This is a genomic window from Chitinophaga sp. HK235 (assembly GCF_018255755.1).
In the GTDB taxonomy this organism is placed as follows: Bacteria; Bacteroidota; Bacteroidia; order Chitinophagales; family Chitinophagaceae; genus Chitinophaga.
In genome coordinates this window covers 6310353-6327150 of the sequence record NZ_CP073766.1, presented here as the reverse complement: position 1 = coordinate 6327150, position 16798 = coordinate 6310353, and the positions used below count along the sequence as shown (strand labels likewise).

The following is a 16798-nucleotide window of genomic DNA, read 5'->3' as shown; positions in this document are numbered from 1 at the left end:
TTATTTATTGGCAAAATAGAGCTACATTTGCGTGCAATTATTTTTATAACTGATTAATAATTGCATCATGCCTGCGGGAAAATCTAAACCCAAATTTGTAGCTGACGGACTTACATTTGACGATGTTCTCCTTGTGCCGGCCTACAGCGAAATACATCCGAAAGACGTAAATATCTCAACGCAACTGACAAAAACCATCCGCCTGAACATGCCAATGGTATCAGCCGCTATGGACACTGTTACAGAGGCCAACCTGGCTATTGCGCTGGCGAGAGAAGGCGGTATAGGTATTCTCCACAAAAACATGAGCATTGAAAGGCAAGCCGAAATGGTAAGAAGGGTGAAGCGTAGTGAAAGCGGTCTGATCATGGACCCTGTTACGCTGAAGCCAGACGCTACCATCGGACATGCACTGAAACTCATGAAAGAAAACGGCATCGGTGGTATTCCTATTATCGACGACGGCAACAAGCTGGTTGGTATTCTCACCAACAGAGATCTCCGTTTTGAGAAAAACAAGAAACGCCTCGTTTCTGAAGTAATGACCAGCGAAAAGCTGATCACTGCGCCGGAAGGCACCGACCTTAAAAAGGCGGAGAAAATCCTCCAGCAATATAAAATTGAGAAGCTGCCGGTTGTTAACAAACAGGGCAAACTGGTAGGGCTGATCACTTACCGTGATATTCTTCAGCTGACCAGCTATCCCAACGCTGTTAAAGATGAGTTTGGCCGTTTGCTGGTAGGTGCTGCACTGGGTATTACCCCTGATGTACTGGACCGTGCCCAGGCGCTTATCAATGTAGGAGTTGACGTAGTTTGTCTGGACAGCTCTCATGGTCACTCTATCGCGGTGATCAATACACTGAAAAAATTAAAGAAAACCTTCCCTAAACTGCAGGTGATCGCCGGTAACGTAGCTACCGCCGAAGGTGCGCTGGCACTGGCACAGGCAGGCGCCGACGCTGTAAAAGTAGGTGTGGGACCAGGTTCTATCTGTACTACCCGTATCGTAACCGGTGCTGGTTTCCCTCAGCTGTCTGCTGTTCTGGACGCAGCTGAAGCCCTGAAAAAACTGGGTATTCCTGTCATTGCAGATGGTGGTATCCGTTACACCGGTGATATGGTAAAAGCACTGGCTGCCGGCGCATCCGCTATCATGGCTGGTTCTATTTTCGCCGGCGTAGAAGAAAGCCCCGGAGAAACCATCATCTACGAAGGCCGTAAATTTAAATCCTACCGTGGCATGGGCTCTATCGAAGCCATGCAGGAAGGTAGTAAAGACCGTTACTTCCAGGATGAAGATGATATCAAAAAGCTGGTACCGGAAGGTATCGTAGGACGTGTACCTTACAAAGGTTACCTGTCTGAAGTGATCCAGCAATTTGTAGGTGGCCTGCGTGCTGGTATGGGCCTCACCGGCTCCAAAGACGTAAAAACTTTGCAAGGTGCGCAGTTCGTGAAAATCACCGCTGCCACTGTGAAAGAAAACCACCCGCACGATGTGGTGATCACCAAAGAAGCTCCCAACTACAGCAGATAATCGTTGTATACAATAAAAGAAAAACCGTTTGGCATCCTGCCAAACGGTTTTTCTTTTTATACCGCCTTCATTATTTGGTATCCCACCATACACGATCTGCGGTGGTAGCGCTCTGATCGGGCTGAGGATTGGCCAGTACTTCATTGGAAGGATAAGGCCATCTTCTGGGGATGTAGTTTACAAATGCATTCTGTGGCAGCTGTAACTGCGGGAAGCCGGTACGTCTCCAGTCATTGTAGGTTTCAATAGACAGGAAGTTGGCCACATATTTTTCATAAATGATCTGTTGCAATGCGTTGGCTGCGGTGAGTACCGGCCTACTGTTGATATAGGCCTGTGCAGCTGCCGGAGCGACTTTCAACATATCCATATGCGCCTGGATGGCAGCCTGGAAAACAGGCGTGGCAGCAGTGGCACCAGATTTAATGAAAGTAGCTTCTGCTTTGATAAACAGTGCTTCACTATAAGTAGCGAGAAACAGCGGAGAAGCAGCATTTGCATAGAAAGAATTCACCAGTGATAAAACAGTCGGATCAGGAAGAGGAGTGGCACCAGGTACACGGCCGCTATAACCGCCATCAGCATCTTTTGTAGCGATGATGGGCAGTCTGGGATCGCTGTTGCCCTGCAGGAAGTCTATGAAAGTTTTAGACATCACTACTCCACCGGCGCCGGGTTCTGTATTCTTAAACCAGGGACTTTCTGCCTGTGCAGTACCAGGATACGCCATAGTTGCGTTGTCGCTGTTATCTGCAAATGCATTGGCAATGGCTGTCAAAGCACTGTCGGCCTGCAGCGAAGCAGTGCGACCAGGTGCTTTGGTGAGCCGCAGATAGTACCGGGCTTTCAGCATGTAGGCCAGTTTTTTCCATTTGTCCATGCTGCCCTGATAGATATAATCATCTGAACCGGGAGCCACTGCGCTTTTAGGCTGGCTGGCGTAATAAATAGCACTGTCCAGCATGACCTGCAGCTGCTGATAAACAGACTCCTGGCTGTCATATTTAGGACGGGAGATGGCAGGCAGCTTCATCGCTTCGCTATATGGCACATTGTTCCATAAATCGGTAGCGATAGCCAGGTTGTAGGCATACAATGTTTTACCGATGGCCATGTATTCATTGTGCCCGGCGGCTTTCGCCTGCTGCATCATCAGCCGCAGGTTGTTGAGGATATTGGGATAAATATAAAAAGTCCAGGTATTGTCCACATCCACCGGAAAAATACGATAGGTTTCTTCACCCGGTGAAGGCTGGTTGAGCGATAGCTGCTGCATCCAGTAAGCAGCATTGGTACCATTAAAGCCTCCTACTACCTGTGTGGAGGTGGTCACCTCTACAGGTGGCAGGATCAGTTTCTCTGATACCTGCATCGGGTTGTTGGGATCATCGTTGACGTCCAGGTATTTTTTACAGCCGCTACCCAACAGCACAGTGCTTAAAAATATGGTGGCTATATGTAATCTTCTCATGATAATTTACTTTTTAATACTACTAAAAGGTTGCTTTTAAGCCGATGATCACGGTATGGTTGGATGGTGCCATAAAATTGGCAAAACCTTGTCCGTTACCACTACCATTAAGACTTACTTCAGGATCTGAACCGGTATAGTTTTTATGCAGGATGAAGTTGGTGCCGGTAACATTCAGCGCCAGTGATTTAAAAGGTGTTCCTTTCAGGAATGCACCGAAATTATAGGACAGGGATACCTGTCTTAATTTCAGGAAAGAGCCGTCTTCGATGGAACTTTCATCCACAGAAGAATAGAGATTGGTGTAATAGCTCTGTGTCAGTGCTACCGGAGTAGTATTCTGTTTTCCGGTACTTTCTATGATACCAGGGAATACAGTGGTAGTACCACGGTTTTCGGTAACCTTAGGCGTACCATAGAAAAGCAGATAGTGGTTGTCGAGGTTGAGGATGTCTCCACCATGTTTGTGGTCCAGTACAAAGGAGAAAGTCAGTGCTTTCCAGGTGAAGGTACTGGTGATACCGCCCAGCCATTTTGGTGTTACATAACCAATAGGAGCGGTATTATCAGCCAGTTGCGGGTAACCGTCGTCGCCCAGCAGCAGCTGACCTGCATCATTACGTTTGAAGTGAGAACCCATGATCACACCATAAGGCTGTCCGGCAAAAGCATAGATACCTGGTGTAGTGAAACCGGCCAGGAAAATGCTGTTCAGACCAGGTGCCAGACGGGTAACCTTGTTATCGATTTTCGTATAGTTGACACCGATATCCCATGTTATGTTTTTGGTTTTGATCGGTGTGATGTTCAGCACCACTTCCACACCTTTGTTACGCATATCACCGGCATTGAGGCTGGCGGCGGAGTAACCGGTAGCACCGGAAATCGGGGTGCTGGTGGTGAGCAGGTCCTGGCTCTTTTTATCGAAGTAGCTCACTTCCAGGCCGGCCCTGTTCTGGAAGAATTTGGTTTCCAGACCAACTTCAAACTCTTTCACGCTTTCGTTTTTGAGCGGATAAGCATAAGTAGTTGACTGCAGATAACCGTTCTGTCCACCAAAGGGGAAGTTGACATTGCCCACAGAAGCTTTTACGTATGGGGTGGTGAGCATGTAAGGACCTACGTTGTCGTTACCTACTGCAGAATAAGACAATCTCAGTTTACCGAAGTTGAATATTTTGCTGGAAGCGAGGCCCAGTGGTTCTGTGAAGATAAAGCCACCGCTTATAGATCCGTATGGATAGAACTGTTTGTCTTTAGACAGTACGGAAGTTCCGTCGTAACGGCCGGTCATAGCCAGTGTGAGCATTTTTTTCCATTCCACGTTGGCCTGGGCATAGAAACCCACTTTTCTGTTTTTATAGAGATAGTAGGAAGAAGTGACATTGCTCGCATTGGAGATATTATATAAGCCGGGAACGGACAAGCCTACACCTTCCACATAGTTATTATTGTTGTAGTTGGAGAGGATGTTATTACCTACGATCACGTCTGTGGTCCAGTCGCCAAAGGTTTTTCTGGCCTGTATGATCAGGTCATGGTTGAACTGCTGGTATTGTATATCTCTTTTATACAGTCTGCCATCTACGGATTTAGAGCCGATGATACCAACGTTTTCATGATAGTCGGTATTGTTGACATACATGTCGGCGCCGAATCTTTCGGTAATGGTGAGCCAGGAGAGCGGGGAGTAAGACAGGTTGATCACCGGAATGATGCGGTTGGTACGATCGCGCAGTCCGGTATTGTCTACGAGCCAGTAAGGGTTGTTACGGGCAGCGCGGTATACCTGCTGGGTTCCATCCGGTTTGGTGGTAGGGAAAGGATTCCAGGAGATGGGTGCAGCGTAAACGGTCCACAGCGGGCTGGCGAGGCTGTTACCTTCCAGGAGGCGGTGGTTGTCTGAGTTGATATAGTTGAACTGGGTGGTGAGACGCAGATTTTTAGTGAGTTCCACACTGTATTTGGCAAACAGGGAGTGACGGGAATAGTCAGTGTTAGGCATGGTACCATCGGTCTTTACATAAGAATAAGACACGAGGTAGTTGGACCTATCGGTATAACCGCTGACAGACACGTTGTTATCTTTAGTATGTCCTGTTTTGAAGAAGTCTTTCTGGTTGTTTCTTTTAGGAACGGGTACCCCGTTTACTTTCAGCGTATCCATGAGTGGTCCCCAGGAGGCAGAGCCCTGTTTACCATTATTACCATCTACATATTTACCACCGGTACCCTGTGCATATTTATCCTGAAACTGAGGCAGGATGGGGTTTTCGAAGGAGTAGCTGGAACTTACTGACACAGTAGGTCTGCCGGATTTGGCGCCCATACCGTTTTTGGTGGTGATGATCACAGCACCTTTGGCAGCGGCAGATCCGTACAGGGCTGTAGCAGCTGCACCTTTCAATACGTTGATACTTTCGATGATGTTGGGATCGATGTCAGCAGCGCGGTTGGAAGTACCGCCACCACTGAGGGATCCATCCGGGTTACCGGCTTCCTGGTTATCCATGGGGATACCATCGATGACCATGAGTGCCTGGTTTTCGCCGGTGAGGGAGCTGTTGCCGCGGATCACGATCCTGGCGGAGCTGCCGGGCATACCGCTGGAGTTGGTGATTTGTACACCAGCTACTTTACCGGACAATGCGTTGACCAGGTTGTTTTGTTTGGCTTCCACGATGGAGGCGCCTTTCACTTCCTGGGTGGCATAAGTGAGTGTACGTTTGTCTCTTTTAATACCCAATGCAGTTACCACCAGTTCGTTGAGTGACTGGTTGCTTCCCTGCAGTTTAATAACAAGCGGGGTACCGCTGGCATCTGTGGTGACTGTCTGGTTGGCATATCCTACAAAGGAAAACAGGAGAGTGGCTCCTGATGGTGCTTCCAGCTTAAAAGCACCGTCGGCACCGGATATGGTGCCTTTGGAAGAACCTTTGATAACAATGTTCACCCCTGGTAAAGACGTACCATCTCTGGCGTCGGTTACTTTACCTGTAATAGTTCGTGTTTGGGCATAAGCGTGTAGCATACTGAAGGCCACGAACAGCCAAAGGATTAATCCTTTCTTCATGAGCAAATTAGATTTTGATAGATGATTTCTGATACCTCCGGGAATGGCATGCCGCTCCCTTCTCCGTGTATACGTCAGCGTTACACAGGCTAAAAGGATTTAACAGGCAATAAATTCCTGATCCGGGATATACTTCCAGTTGGCGGCAGTAATGATCCGGGAAAGATGATTGTTGTTAAGCGGTGGCTTAATTGTTCAGATAAATGGTCGTTGTCTAGCTTTTAGATTTAGATGATGCGTTTTTAGATTTAGATGATGCAAAAACCTTTTTTAAGAAAGTGTAATACTTCCCATAACCGTTGTGGTAAAACCACTTTCTTCACGAGTAATTTTAAAATCCGGCTGATAAACAAAAACGCTCAGCCTGCGTTTTTCTCATTGCTCCTAACAAGTGTTTCTTCGGTTGATCAGCTGCGTCTTCCAGCTGCTTTTTTTCATCGTTCTTCAGTGGCTCTTCAAGTTGACTTTTCTATAGCGCGATCCGGGAATTACATACTATTTATGTGACAGCCCTTTATGTATCAATGAGTGTCCAAATTATGAAAAAATTGTTAAACTTTTCAAGATGGCTCATATATGATTTTTAATTATATATTTATCTTGTACTGTTGTATTAAATGTCTGTTTTAATATTGGATTAAATCATTAAAATCTACTTAAAATAGCGTGGGTGCATTCCTTATCTTCGCTGCTGTTTCGTTTATATCAGATCATGAAATTATCCGCTTTTTTTCTCAGCATATTCACCGCCTTGCTACTGTGGCTGGCCTGGCCCACCATGCCTTTCACACCGCTGGTCTTTATCGGCTTTACTCCGCTGTTATATCTCACCGAAAAAATACACCACCGCGGGAAGTATTTCGGGTGGATCTTTTTTTCGTTACTGATATGGAACGTTGCCACTACCTGGTGGGTGGGTAATACACCGGTACCTGCGAGCGGCGTATTTGCCAACAGCTTTAATGCGCTACTGATGAGCATTCCCTGGCTGGCCTATAAAAACAGCCGCAGGCGCCTGCCCGAAACCATGGCCTATTTTGCACTGATTGTATACTGGCTGACATTTGAATGGGTACACCAGACCTGGGAGCTGAGCTGGCCCTGGCTGGTACTGGGCAACGCCTTTGCCATGCGGCCGGGATGGGTACAATGGTATGAAATCACCGGCGCCAGCGGTGGCACCCTGTGGGTGCTGCTGGCCAACATCACCATTTATCAGGTATGGAAACGGGCACGCATATACGATCTTAGCTGGGCACAGCTGCTGCGCCGGGAGATATGGAAGCCCGCCGCGGTAATAGCAGCTCCACTGTTGCTGTCAGCCTTCATCCATCCGGCCCCCGACCCCGACCGCAAAACCGGTGTGGTGATCGTACAACCCAACATCGACCCCTACGATGAAAAATTCAGCGCCAGTTCTGCCATAGAGCAACTGCATAAATTTATCCGCCTCTCTGAAGAAAAAGCGGATAGCGATACCCGTTATTTTGTATGGCCGGAGACAGCGCTCTTCCCTACCGGCGCCTGGGAGCATCAGCTCAACTATCAACCGGAGGTTCAGGCTATCCGGCAAATGTTGCAGCGTTATCCCAAAGCCAGGCTGGTAACCGGTGCTGTGACCATGAAACAATACCGCAGTACAGACGAAATACCCACCACCGCCCGCATGATGGAAGACGGCACCTACTGGGAGCCGTTTAATGCGGCCCTGCAGATAGATACCTCACAAAGCATACAGATCTATCATAAATATGAACTGGTGCCTGGTGTGGAACTGGTCCCCTATGTCCGGTATATCTCCTTTATGAAAACGCTGGCACTCGACTTCGGCGGCATTACCGGCAGCTATGGCCGTACGCCGGGTGCAACGATGCTGGCCAGCCCTTCAGACAGCATCAACATATTCCCTACTATCTGCTATGAATCCGTTTTCAGCGATTATGTGGCCGGTGGTGTAAAACCAGGTGCCAACCTGTTGGCTATCATCACCAATGATGGATGGTGGGGCAATACCGAAGGACACCGGCAACACCTGCAATATGCCCGCCTCCGCGCCATCGAAACCAGACGCTGGGTGCTGAGAAGCGCCAATACCGGCACCTCTGCAGTGATAGATCCTGCCGGTAATGTATCCCAACCTCAGCCCTACTGGCAGGAAGCAGTTATCAAAGCGACTGTAACACCGAGACAGGATATTACGTTCTATGTAAGAAATGGGGATCTGGTGTCTAAAGGAGCAGTAATATTTTGTATCTTGTTGCTCGTACATGCTTTTATTTCACGATTTATTCCCGGCTTAAGACATGCGGAAAACAATCAATAACGGAACCCATCAGTACAACGACGAGGGGCAAGGCCCGGCAATAGTGCTCATTCACGGTTTTTCGGAAAATGGTAGTTTATGGGAAATACAACAAGCCTATCTCAAAGACCATTTCCGGATTATTACCCCCGAGCTCCCCGGTACCAGTGACGTTCCGCTGACTGATCCGCTGACAATGGAATCAATGGCAGACTACGTCTATGCCATCCTGTTAGCCGAAAGCATAGACAAAGCTATTATCATAGGACACTCCATGGGTGGATATGTAGCGCTCGCCCTCACAGAGAAATATCCGCAGCTGGTACAAGGACTGGGACTATTCCATTCCACCGCCACTGCCGATAGCGAAGAGAAAAGAGAAGCACGCCGCAAGTCTATCAAACTCATGCAGGAATATGGTGCTGAAACCTTTGTGCGGCAAACACTGCCCAATATGTTCAGCCCCGCTTTTAAATCCGTTCAGCCAGCCCGTGTGGAAGCTTATGTGCAGATGGGGATGAAATGCCCTCAGCAGGCCATGATAGCCTATTACGAGGCCATGATGCAAAGGCCTGACCGGACAGCCATTCTGAAAGACGCAACAATACCCGTACTGTTTGTCATCGGAAAAGATGATAACGCCGTACCGGCAGATGTTATATTACCGCAGATTACGCTGCCTCGCGTAAGCAGTATTCATATTTTTGATGAAGTGGGACATATGGGCATGTGGGAAGTATTTGATGCTGCTAATGTGATCCTGCGTCAGTTTGCGGATTTTTGTCAGCATTGATATTACTGATCATCACAGCCAAAATAGCCCCCTTTGAAGAAACAATTTATTCTTCTCCTGATATGTATGATATACGCCCTTCCGGCGTATGCCAGTCATATTATCGGCGGCCAGGTCTATTACAAACTTGTGAGGACCACCGGCAGGTTGAATACCTACCTGGTCACCATGAAGTTATACCGCATCTGCGAAAGAGGCGACCGGATCGCAGAAATGCCCACCGCCATCTACCTGGCCTCCTTCGACAAAACAGATAACAGCCCCGTAGCCCAATACCGGATCGATCGCACCGACTTCGAAGTCAAAAATCTCCCCCAGGTGGATCCCTGTATTGTCAACCCGCCGCCGGTATGTTTTCAGGTAGGTACCTTTGAAACAGAGATCACCCTTTCTAATAACGCTGACGGATACACGATTGCTTTCCAGAGTTGCTGCCGCGATCCCTTTATGGTGAATATTATATCTGATCCCATTCCCGGCAACCCCGGAGACCGGGGTACCGGCGCCACCTATTTTGCAGAGATCCCGGGTACCAACAGCGGCGCAGTAGATGCCAACGGTGTTGTCAAAAATTCCAGCCCGGAATTTAACAAGGAAGAAGCCACGCTGGTATGCGCAGATAAAAAATTCACCTACGATTTCTCTGCCTCTGACCCTGATGGCGACGAGCTGGTGTACGAATTCTGCGACGCCTACAAAGGCGGTCAGCTTACTCCACAAGGTGGTATCCCACCGGCTGCCGCTGCCCCACCTTATAACTTCGTACAATATTACGCTCCTTTCTCCGGAGGATCGCCCCTGGGACCCAATGTTAAGATTGATCCCAAAACAGGTATTATCTCCGGTGTAGCCCCGGCTGCAGGCAAATATGTAGTGACCGTTTGTGTAAATGAATATCGTAACAACAAGAAGATAGGCACCCTGCGAAAAGATTTCCACATCAACGTGACCACCTGTGTAAAACAAGTGACCGCCGCCATGCCGGATAAATATGCCGACTGCAGCAGCCTGACGATCACTTTTCTCAACAACAGTACCCTCGGCAAACCATACTACTGGGATTTTGGTGATGGTACCACCGCTACCGTGAACACCACCGATCCACTACCACATACTTATGCCAAAGAAGGCACTTATCATGTAAAACTGTATGTGGACAAAAACAGCAACTGTGGCGACAGCGCCTTCGCTACCGTGTACGCCTATCCGAAATTTGACCCTGATTTTTCAGTAGCAGGTATGTGTATCGAAAAAGCTACTGCTTTCTCACCTGATGTCACCCGGGTAGACAGAGGTACCATAGACTACTACAAATGGGACTTCGGGACCGGCGTGGCTGCAGATACATCCAACGCCAGATCCCCGCAGTATCAATACCGGCAGCCAGGCACCTATAATGTTCGGCTCTTTCTGCACTCCACCGTAGGCTGCGAAAAAAATATTACCCATCCGCTCACTATCTACGACCGGCCTCCTTTCAGCGCCACAGGTGATACCCTGCTCTGTTTTAAAGATAGTCTGCAGATGTGGACTGCCAACGCTCAGCCGGGATCCTATAAATGGGCGCCTTCCGACTACAAAATACTAAACCCCAACAGTCCAGACCCTATTGTCTTTCCTGCGAAAGACACTACATACACGGTTACCTTTACCGACCTGCAGGGATGTACCAACGATAAAAAGATACACATAGACGTCCGCGACTCCCTGTATATTCACACCCAGCCAGACAGCACAGTCTGCACCGGTGATAAAATACACCTTAGTGTAAAAACAGATGGTGCTTACAGTTACCGCTGGACCAACCTGGGCAACAATCAGGTAGTCAGTGATCTGGGCGATGCATTCGTAACACCCGATCCGCCCGGTCAGACCTATGAAATAATGGTCAGCCTGGGAAAATGTCATTCAGCCGATACCGTTACCCTCAAAGTGGTAGATCCACCCAAACCGACGGCTGCCCCCGACACTACGGTTTGCTTCGGTGTACCGGTCACCCTGCGGGCCACTGGCGGCGCTTATTACCGCTGGTCACCTTCCTATTATGTGGACAGTTTCACCAAAGCCATTACCATAGGCCGCCCCAAAGACACTACCCGTTTCACAGTAACGGTAACGGATACACTCGGATGCCCCAAACCGGTTACTGCCAGCGTATTGGTAAAAGTAGTGCCACCGGTTCCTGCTTTTGCGGGCAATGATACCATCGTGATGCTCAACCAGCCATTTCAACTGCATGCCACCGGCGGTGTGAGGTATACCTGGTCTCCTGTCAATGGGTTGAACAATCCCAATATTGACAATCCTGTCACCACTATCAACCGCGACGTCACCTATACCGTTACCGCCTATACGCAGGAAGGCTGTAGTGGCAAAGACGATATCTTTGTGCGCTTTATCATAGGTCCGGAAATCTATATCCCGAATGCCTTCTCCCCCAATGGTGATGGTCTCAATGATGTTTTCCGTCCCTTGCCGGTAGGCATGGTGAAACTGGACTTCTTCCGGGTATATGACCGCTGGGGAAAACTGATGTACGACAATACCGCCTATCTGAAAGGATGGGATGGCACAGTAAACGGTCAACCCGCTCCCATAGGCGCTTATGTTTGGGTAGTACAAGGCCTGGACATCAACAATAAAACAGTGCTTCGTAAAGGCACGGTAACACTTATCCGTTAAAGGTTCTGAAATGTAAAGATTTAAGTATGCCGATATTTATTTGCATATAAACCCCTCACCTGAAACACCCTGCTGTTCCTGCAAATAATACTGGTCCCGACTGAACCGGGTCTGCTCTTTTTTTGTTAAATTCAGAGAGCAGTACCCCAATCATGAAGCGAGTCTTACTACTGGTTATTAGCTGCTGTTTGTTTAACCTCATCGCAGCTGGATACCACATCATTGGTGGCGAAATATATTATAAGACGATAGGCATGAATGGAGATAATACCCGCTACCGTTATCTCATCACCCTCAAGCTATACCGCGACGCAGACTTCACCTGTGGCGACCGTCAAGGTTGTATCGACAAGTTCGAAAACCCGGTAGTGGCCAACGTATATACGGCCAATGGCACCAAAGTATTGTCTTCCATATATCTCTACATGAGTCAGGTTATGCCACTCATAGACACCTTGAAAAACCCCTGCCTTGCACCACAGGCCCAACACCTGGAAGTAGCCTTTTATACCGCCACCATCGATCTGGCACCTGTCTTCGGCGGCTATTATGTAGCCTCACAACGTTGTTGCCGCGGAGAGAAACTGGCCAATATCTATGATTCAGAACATGAAGGGTCTACCTACTACACCATCATTCCCGGTGCTGAATCAAGACCTTACAATAACAGTGCTTATTTCAATAAAGACACCGCCATCGTTATCTGCAATAGTATGCCCTTTAAAATAGATTATGCCGCATTTGATGAAGACGGGGATAGTTTGACCTATAGCCTTTGCAGTGCCCTCACGGATGGTACTGCCAACAATGATATCAATTCCACCACTCCTCCTCCGTATAATTCCACAGTACGCTACATTTCCCCTTACTCGGGCACTAATCCCATGGGCGGAAGTCCGGGCATCTCTATCGATAATAAAGGGATGATCACCTGTACACCAAACAAACCAGGCAAATATGTGATCACAGTATGCGTGTATGAATACGACCGGACCACCAAACGATTCCTCGGTATACATAGCAAAGATATTCTGCTCACCGTATTTGACTGCACCACCAAAATAGCCGCCAAATTCCCTTCCGTACTCAACAATTGCTCGGAAACACCGGAATTAAAGGTAGCCATACCCAACTACAGTAATTCAGGGTATAGTTCCACCTACTACTGGACCTTCGGTGACGGAACAGATACGCTCACAGACAGCAAGACCCTCTTCTACCATCAATACCCGGATACCGGCATCTATAAAGTAAAACTGGTGGTCAATCCCCATCTCGTCTGCCGGGACAGCATCAACGGAGAAGTACACAACTATCCCGGGTTGAAAGCCGGTTTTACCACTGCCGGTTTCTGCAAGGAAGACCCCATTAGTTTCAATGACACCTCCTCCTACCTATACGGCCAAATCACCAGCCGTACCTGGAATTTCGGCACTGCCGACAGCGTAAGGCTGCCAGGCCAGGACCGCAGCGTCCAGTATACCTTTCCTAAAGGGAACGTATATACGGTGACGCTCACCCTTCATACCGACAAACAATGTGAAAAAACCGTTACACAAAACGTGCGTATTTACGAAGTGGTACCTTTCGCCGGCAACGACACCATTCTGGCCAAAGGACAAACTATGGTAATGCAGGGCAGTGGCGGAGATATTTATACCTGGCAGCCTCCCGACGGACTCAGCGATCCTCATATTGCCCGTCCGGTGCTTAATTATAATAAAGACATCACGTATGTACTGAAGGTATCCGATCTGCAGGGTTGTGTTGGGTATGATAGCATCAGTGTCAAGTATTTCACCGGCCCGGAAATGTATATCCCCAATGCCTTTACACCTAACGGCGACGGCGTGAATGACCGTTTCCGCTTTATACCGGTAGGCATTGTTCATTACCAGTTTTTCCGGATTTACAACCGCTGGGGCCAGGAGATCTATTCCTCCACAGATTTCAGAAGCGGATGGGACGGTACCTACAAAGGCATGCCGGCTCCTGTAGACACTTATCTGTGGATACTGAAGGCCACCGACTTCAACGGTAAGGATATCTTCAAAAAGGGGACTGTTACACTCATCCGTTAGTTCATGGAAAAAGTATCCTTTTTTTAGGTGATATCATCCTAATTTTACAGTATTGTTTCAACAGGCACCAACCAACAGGGAGGGCCACCAATCATGTTATTATGGGAATCGTTCTTATTACAGGTGCTACGGCAGGGTTTGGCCAGGCATGTGCAGAAATATTTGCAGCAAAAGGCCATGACGTGATCATCACTGGTCGTCGCAAGGAAAGGCTGGAAACACTGAAAACACAACTTTCTCAGGAGTATGGTGCCAATGTGCTGGCCCTTAATTTTGATGTCAGAGATGAACAGGCCGTACAGGCAGCACTGAACAGCATCCCCGAAGAATGGAAAGCGGTGGATATCCTGATCAACAACGCCGGACTGGCAGCTGGCCTCAGCACCATCGATGAAGGAGACACCGAAGACTGGAATACGATGATAGACACCAACGTCAAAGGGCTGTTGTATGTTTCCCGTACCGTGATTCCGTGGATGCGTTCCCGTACCCGTGGCCATATTATCAACATCGGCTCTACCGCCGCCAAAACCGTATATGCCAAAGGCAACGTATACTGTGCCACCAAAGCTGCTGTAGATGCTATTTCCGAAGGTATGCGCATAGACCTGCTGCCCTACCGGATAAAGGTAACCGCCATCCACCCGGGTGCCGCTGAAACTGAGTTCTCCCTGGTACGCTTCAAAGGCGACGAAGACAAAGCCAAAGATGTATACAAAGGCTTTATTCCCATGAGTGCCAAAGATGTGGCTGATGTGGTATACTATTGCACTACCCTGCCTCCGCATGTTTGTATCAATGACCTCGTACTAACACCTTTGCAACAGGCCAATGCCTATTATATTGATAAAAATTAACACGTTTATGTGAGTATATAGTTAAGTGTATTTTTCTATATTTGAAAACACTTATATATCTTTTGCAATCCCTATGCGTAAAAGATATATACCAATGTCATCAAACTAAAACAAGCCGAGAACCGACTCTATCCATTTAATGAAAACCATATCCCTATGCTTACATTCTTAACTATGTACGTATTGCGCCTGTACTATCCAAGGTGGAAAGAATATTGGCGCCTTTATTTCGGCAAGTCCCGCAAAGGCAACTATGGCCGCTGGGCTTCGCGCAAAGACTGGAGTGAGGGTTATAGCTGGAGCTATAGCTGACCAAAGAAATTAACAATGAAAAGAAGCCGTCTCAAAACAAGAGACGGCTTCTTTGTTTGATATCCAGATTTTTATAATGATTTTGTGATTTTCATTTTTAGGAGTGAAGGGTTAGTCCGATTTTATGCTGTTTTCTTTCTAAGATTGTGAGCCATGGCCAGTAATCCTATTTCGGTGGTTATTTTATCCAACCCTTTCAGCATAAATCTTTTAAAGCCATGGTTATGCTTGATATTAGCGAAGACAGGCTCCACATCGTAGCATCGTTGTTTGCGCTTCTGTATACCTTTTTTCGTTTTTAATCGCTTGTCAGCCAGAGATTTAAGGCGATTTAGATTATGATTTACTTCTATGACACGATTTGTTGGTTGTTTATGGCATTGCGTCCGTAATGTACACCCCTCGCATGTTCTAGCCTGATACGTAGTTATCGTTTGTTCATAACCGTTTTTGTTTGTTTTGGGGAATATGCTTTTTCTGCGCATTCGCTGGCCAGCAGGGCAGATGTAATAATCTTTTTCAGCATTGTAGGGTAAGTTTTCAACCTTGAACTTTTCCGCTGCTTTAGTTGACTGGCGCTGATTTCGGTCGAAGGAAGTATGCTTTACATAAGCTGTGATCCGCTTGTTTTCCAGCCACTGATAGTTCTGTTCACTACCATACCCTGCATCTGCTGTAATATTGCTGGGTACACGCTTATATTGATTTATATACTGTTGGAGGTGATTAATTAAAGTGGAAGTGTCTGTAGTCTGCTGATGGAGGCTGTAATTGACGATATATTGATTATTAGTACTTATTTGAAGATTATATGCTGGTTTGAGCTGACCATTCCCCATATGGTCTTCTTTCATTCGCATAAAGGTGGCAGAGGGATCGGTTTTGCTATAACTATTGCGGTCTGTACCTAAGATTTCTTCTTGCTTTTCATACTTCTCCAAGGCTGTAGGCCAGTTACGGCGAGCATATCCCAGCTTTTGTCTGATCTGCTTATCTACTGGTTTGTCTTTGATGGCTTCATTGATAGCGGCTATTGTTTTACTGACTTTTTCGCTGTCTATTTTGTCATAGCCAGATGGGTCTGTATCATCATCTAACTCTGAAGCTGCCACTGATTGGGCATATTTCCACAAGTCATTTAGCTGCTGTTTTATTTTTTCTTTGCTATTCTTAATACCATTGCCCCATACAAAACTATAGCGATTGGCCTGGGCTTCTATCTTTGTCCCGTCAGTGTATAACTCTTTTATGTTTAATAAGCCTTCTTCACATAACAGCAGGACCACTTGGGTAAATATAGGCTGTAATACTTTTTGTAGGCGTTCGCCGCGGAACCTATTGATAGTATTATGATCAGGTTTACTCATTCCGCTTACCCACATAAAGTGGATGTTCTGTCCTAGTGCTTCTTCTATTTTACGACTGCTGTAAATGTTATTTATATAGGCGTAAATAAGAACTTTCAATAGCATTCGGGGATGATAACTGCTCGTCCCTCCTGCTTTATACCGCTTTAATAATAAAGTGATGTCGATCTTTTCGATCACATTATCCACAACACGGACTGGGTGATTCTCTGCTATCAGATCTCCAATTTCGGGTGGAAAAAGCATCGCCTGGTGTTGTAGGTTTGCTTTAAAGACTACTGAAAGTGTTTTTCCTTTGGGCATGCTATAAAAACCAAAAA

10 protein-coding genes are annotated in these 16798 nt (G+C 47.3%); 7 read left to right on the top strand and 3 right to left on the bottom strand.

From position 1 onward, the window contains the following. The first annotated feature begins 67 nt into the window (after positions 1-67). Positions 68-1540, top strand: a complete 1473-nt coding sequence (guaB, locus tag KD145_RS24045) for an IMP dehydrogenase (protein ID WP_212002366.1) — start codon at positions 68-70, stop codon at positions 1538-1540. 70 nt (positions 1541-1610) lie between these two features. On the opposite strand, the gene KD145_RS24040 is transcribed toward guaB, so the two are convergent. Further along, positions 1611-3011, bottom strand: coding sequence for a SusD/RagB family nutrient-binding outer membrane lipoprotein (locus tag KD145_RS24040; protein ID WP_212002364.1), 1401 nt, complete (start codon positions 3009-3011; stop codon positions 1611-1613). A gap of 22 nt (positions 3012-3033) precedes the next feature. Continuing rightward, a complete protein-coding gene (locus KD145_RS24035) occupies positions 3034-6084 on the bottom strand; it encodes a SusC/RagA family TonB-linked outer membrane protein (protein ID WP_212002362.1) in 3051 nt (1016 codons plus the stop codon). Between the two features lie 712 nt (positions 6085-6796). Here KD145_RS24035 and lnt point away from each other — a divergent pair. From lnt to KD145_RS24005, 6 genes are all read left to right on the top strand, one after another. After that, the gene (gene lnt / locus KD145_RS24030) at positions 6797-8407 is read left to right on the top strand and encodes an apolipoprotein N-acyltransferase (RefSeq protein ID WP_212002360.1); all 1611 of its coding nucleotides are present in this window, start codon (positions 6797-6799) and stop codon (positions 8405-8407) included. Then, positions 8388-9179, top strand: coding sequence for an alpha/beta fold hydrolase (locus tag KD145_RS24025; RefSeq protein ID WP_212002358.1), 792 nt, complete (start codon positions 8388-8390; stop codon positions 9177-9179). Before lnt ends, KD145_RS24025 begins: the two co-directional genes overlap by 20 nt. Positions 9180-9212: 33 nt before the next feature. After that, positions 9213-11861: a PKD domain-containing protein gene (locus KD145_RS24020; protein ID WP_212002356.1), complete on the top strand. Its 2649-nt coding sequence runs from the start codon at positions 9213-9215 to the stop codon at positions 11859-11861. A 152-nt stretch (positions 11862-12013) separates the two neighbouring features. Further along, positions 12014-13942 carry a gliding motility-associated C-terminal domain-containing protein gene (locus KD145_RS24015; protein ID WP_212002354.1) on the top strand — a complete coding sequence of 643 codons (1929 nt, stop codon included), beginning with the start codon at positions 12014-12016 and terminating at the stop codon, positions 13940-13942. Between the two features lie 101 nt (positions 13943-14043). Next, on the top strand, positions 14044-14799 hold the full coding sequence (locus KD145_RS24010; RefSeq protein WP_212002353.1) for an SDR family NAD(P)-dependent oxidoreductase: 756 nt from the start codon (positions 14044-14046) through the stop codon (positions 14797-14799). Between the two features lie 156 nt (positions 14800-14955). Continuing rightward, positions 14956-15111, top strand: a complete 156-nt coding sequence (locus KD145_RS24005; RefSeq protein ID WP_212002351.1) for a hypothetical protein — start codon at positions 14956-14958, stop codon at positions 15109-15111. 122 nt (positions 15112-15233) lie between these two features. Here the strand turns inward: KD145_RS24005 and KD145_RS24000 are convergent, their stop codons facing one another. Further along, complete coding sequence (locus KD145_RS24000) at positions 15234-16781, bottom strand: IS1182 family transposase (protein WP_212000741.1); 1548 nt, start codon at positions 16779-16781, stop codon at positions 15234-15236. Between the last annotated feature and the right edge of the window lie 17 nt (positions 16782-16798).

What these genes read in the sequence shown, in the direction of transcription:
- lnt (WP_212002360.1), top strand. Translation starts at nt 6,797, where the DNA reads ATGAAATTATCCGCTTTTTTTCTCAGCATATTCACCGCCTTGCTACTG.
- KD145_RS24000 (WP_212000741.1), bottom strand. Translation starts at nt 16,781, where the DNA reads ATGCCCAAAGGAAAAACACTTTCAGTAGTCTTTAAAGCAAACCTACAA.
- KD145_RS24035 (WP_212002362.1), bottom strand. Translation starts at nt 6,084, where the DNA reads ATGAAGAAAGGATTAATCCTTTGGCTGTTCGTGGCCTTCAGTATGCTA.
- guaB (WP_212002366.1), top strand. Translation starts at nt 68, where the DNA reads ATGCCTGCGGGAAAATCTAAACCCAAATTTGTAGCTGACGGACTTACA.
- KD145_RS24040 (WP_212002364.1), bottom strand. Translation starts at nt 3,011, where the DNA reads ATGAGAAGATTACATATAGCCACCATATTTTTAAGCACTGTGCTGTTG.
- KD145_RS24015 (WP_212002354.1), top strand. Translation starts at nt 12,014, where the DNA reads ATGAAGCGAGTCTTACTACTGGTTATTAGCTGCTGTTTGTTTAACCTC.
- KD145_RS24010 (WP_212002353.1), top strand. Translation starts at nt 14,044, where the DNA reads ATGGGAATCGTTCTTATTACAGGTGCTACGGCAGGGTTTGGCCAGGCA.
- KD145_RS24025 (WP_212002358.1), top strand. Translation starts at nt 8,388, where the DNA reads ATGCGGAAAACAATCAATAACGGAACCCATCAGTACAACGACGAGGGG.
- KD145_RS24005 (WP_212002351.1), top strand. Translation starts at nt 14,956, where the DNA reads ATGCTTACATTCTTAACTATGTACGTATTGCGCCTGTACTATCCAAGG.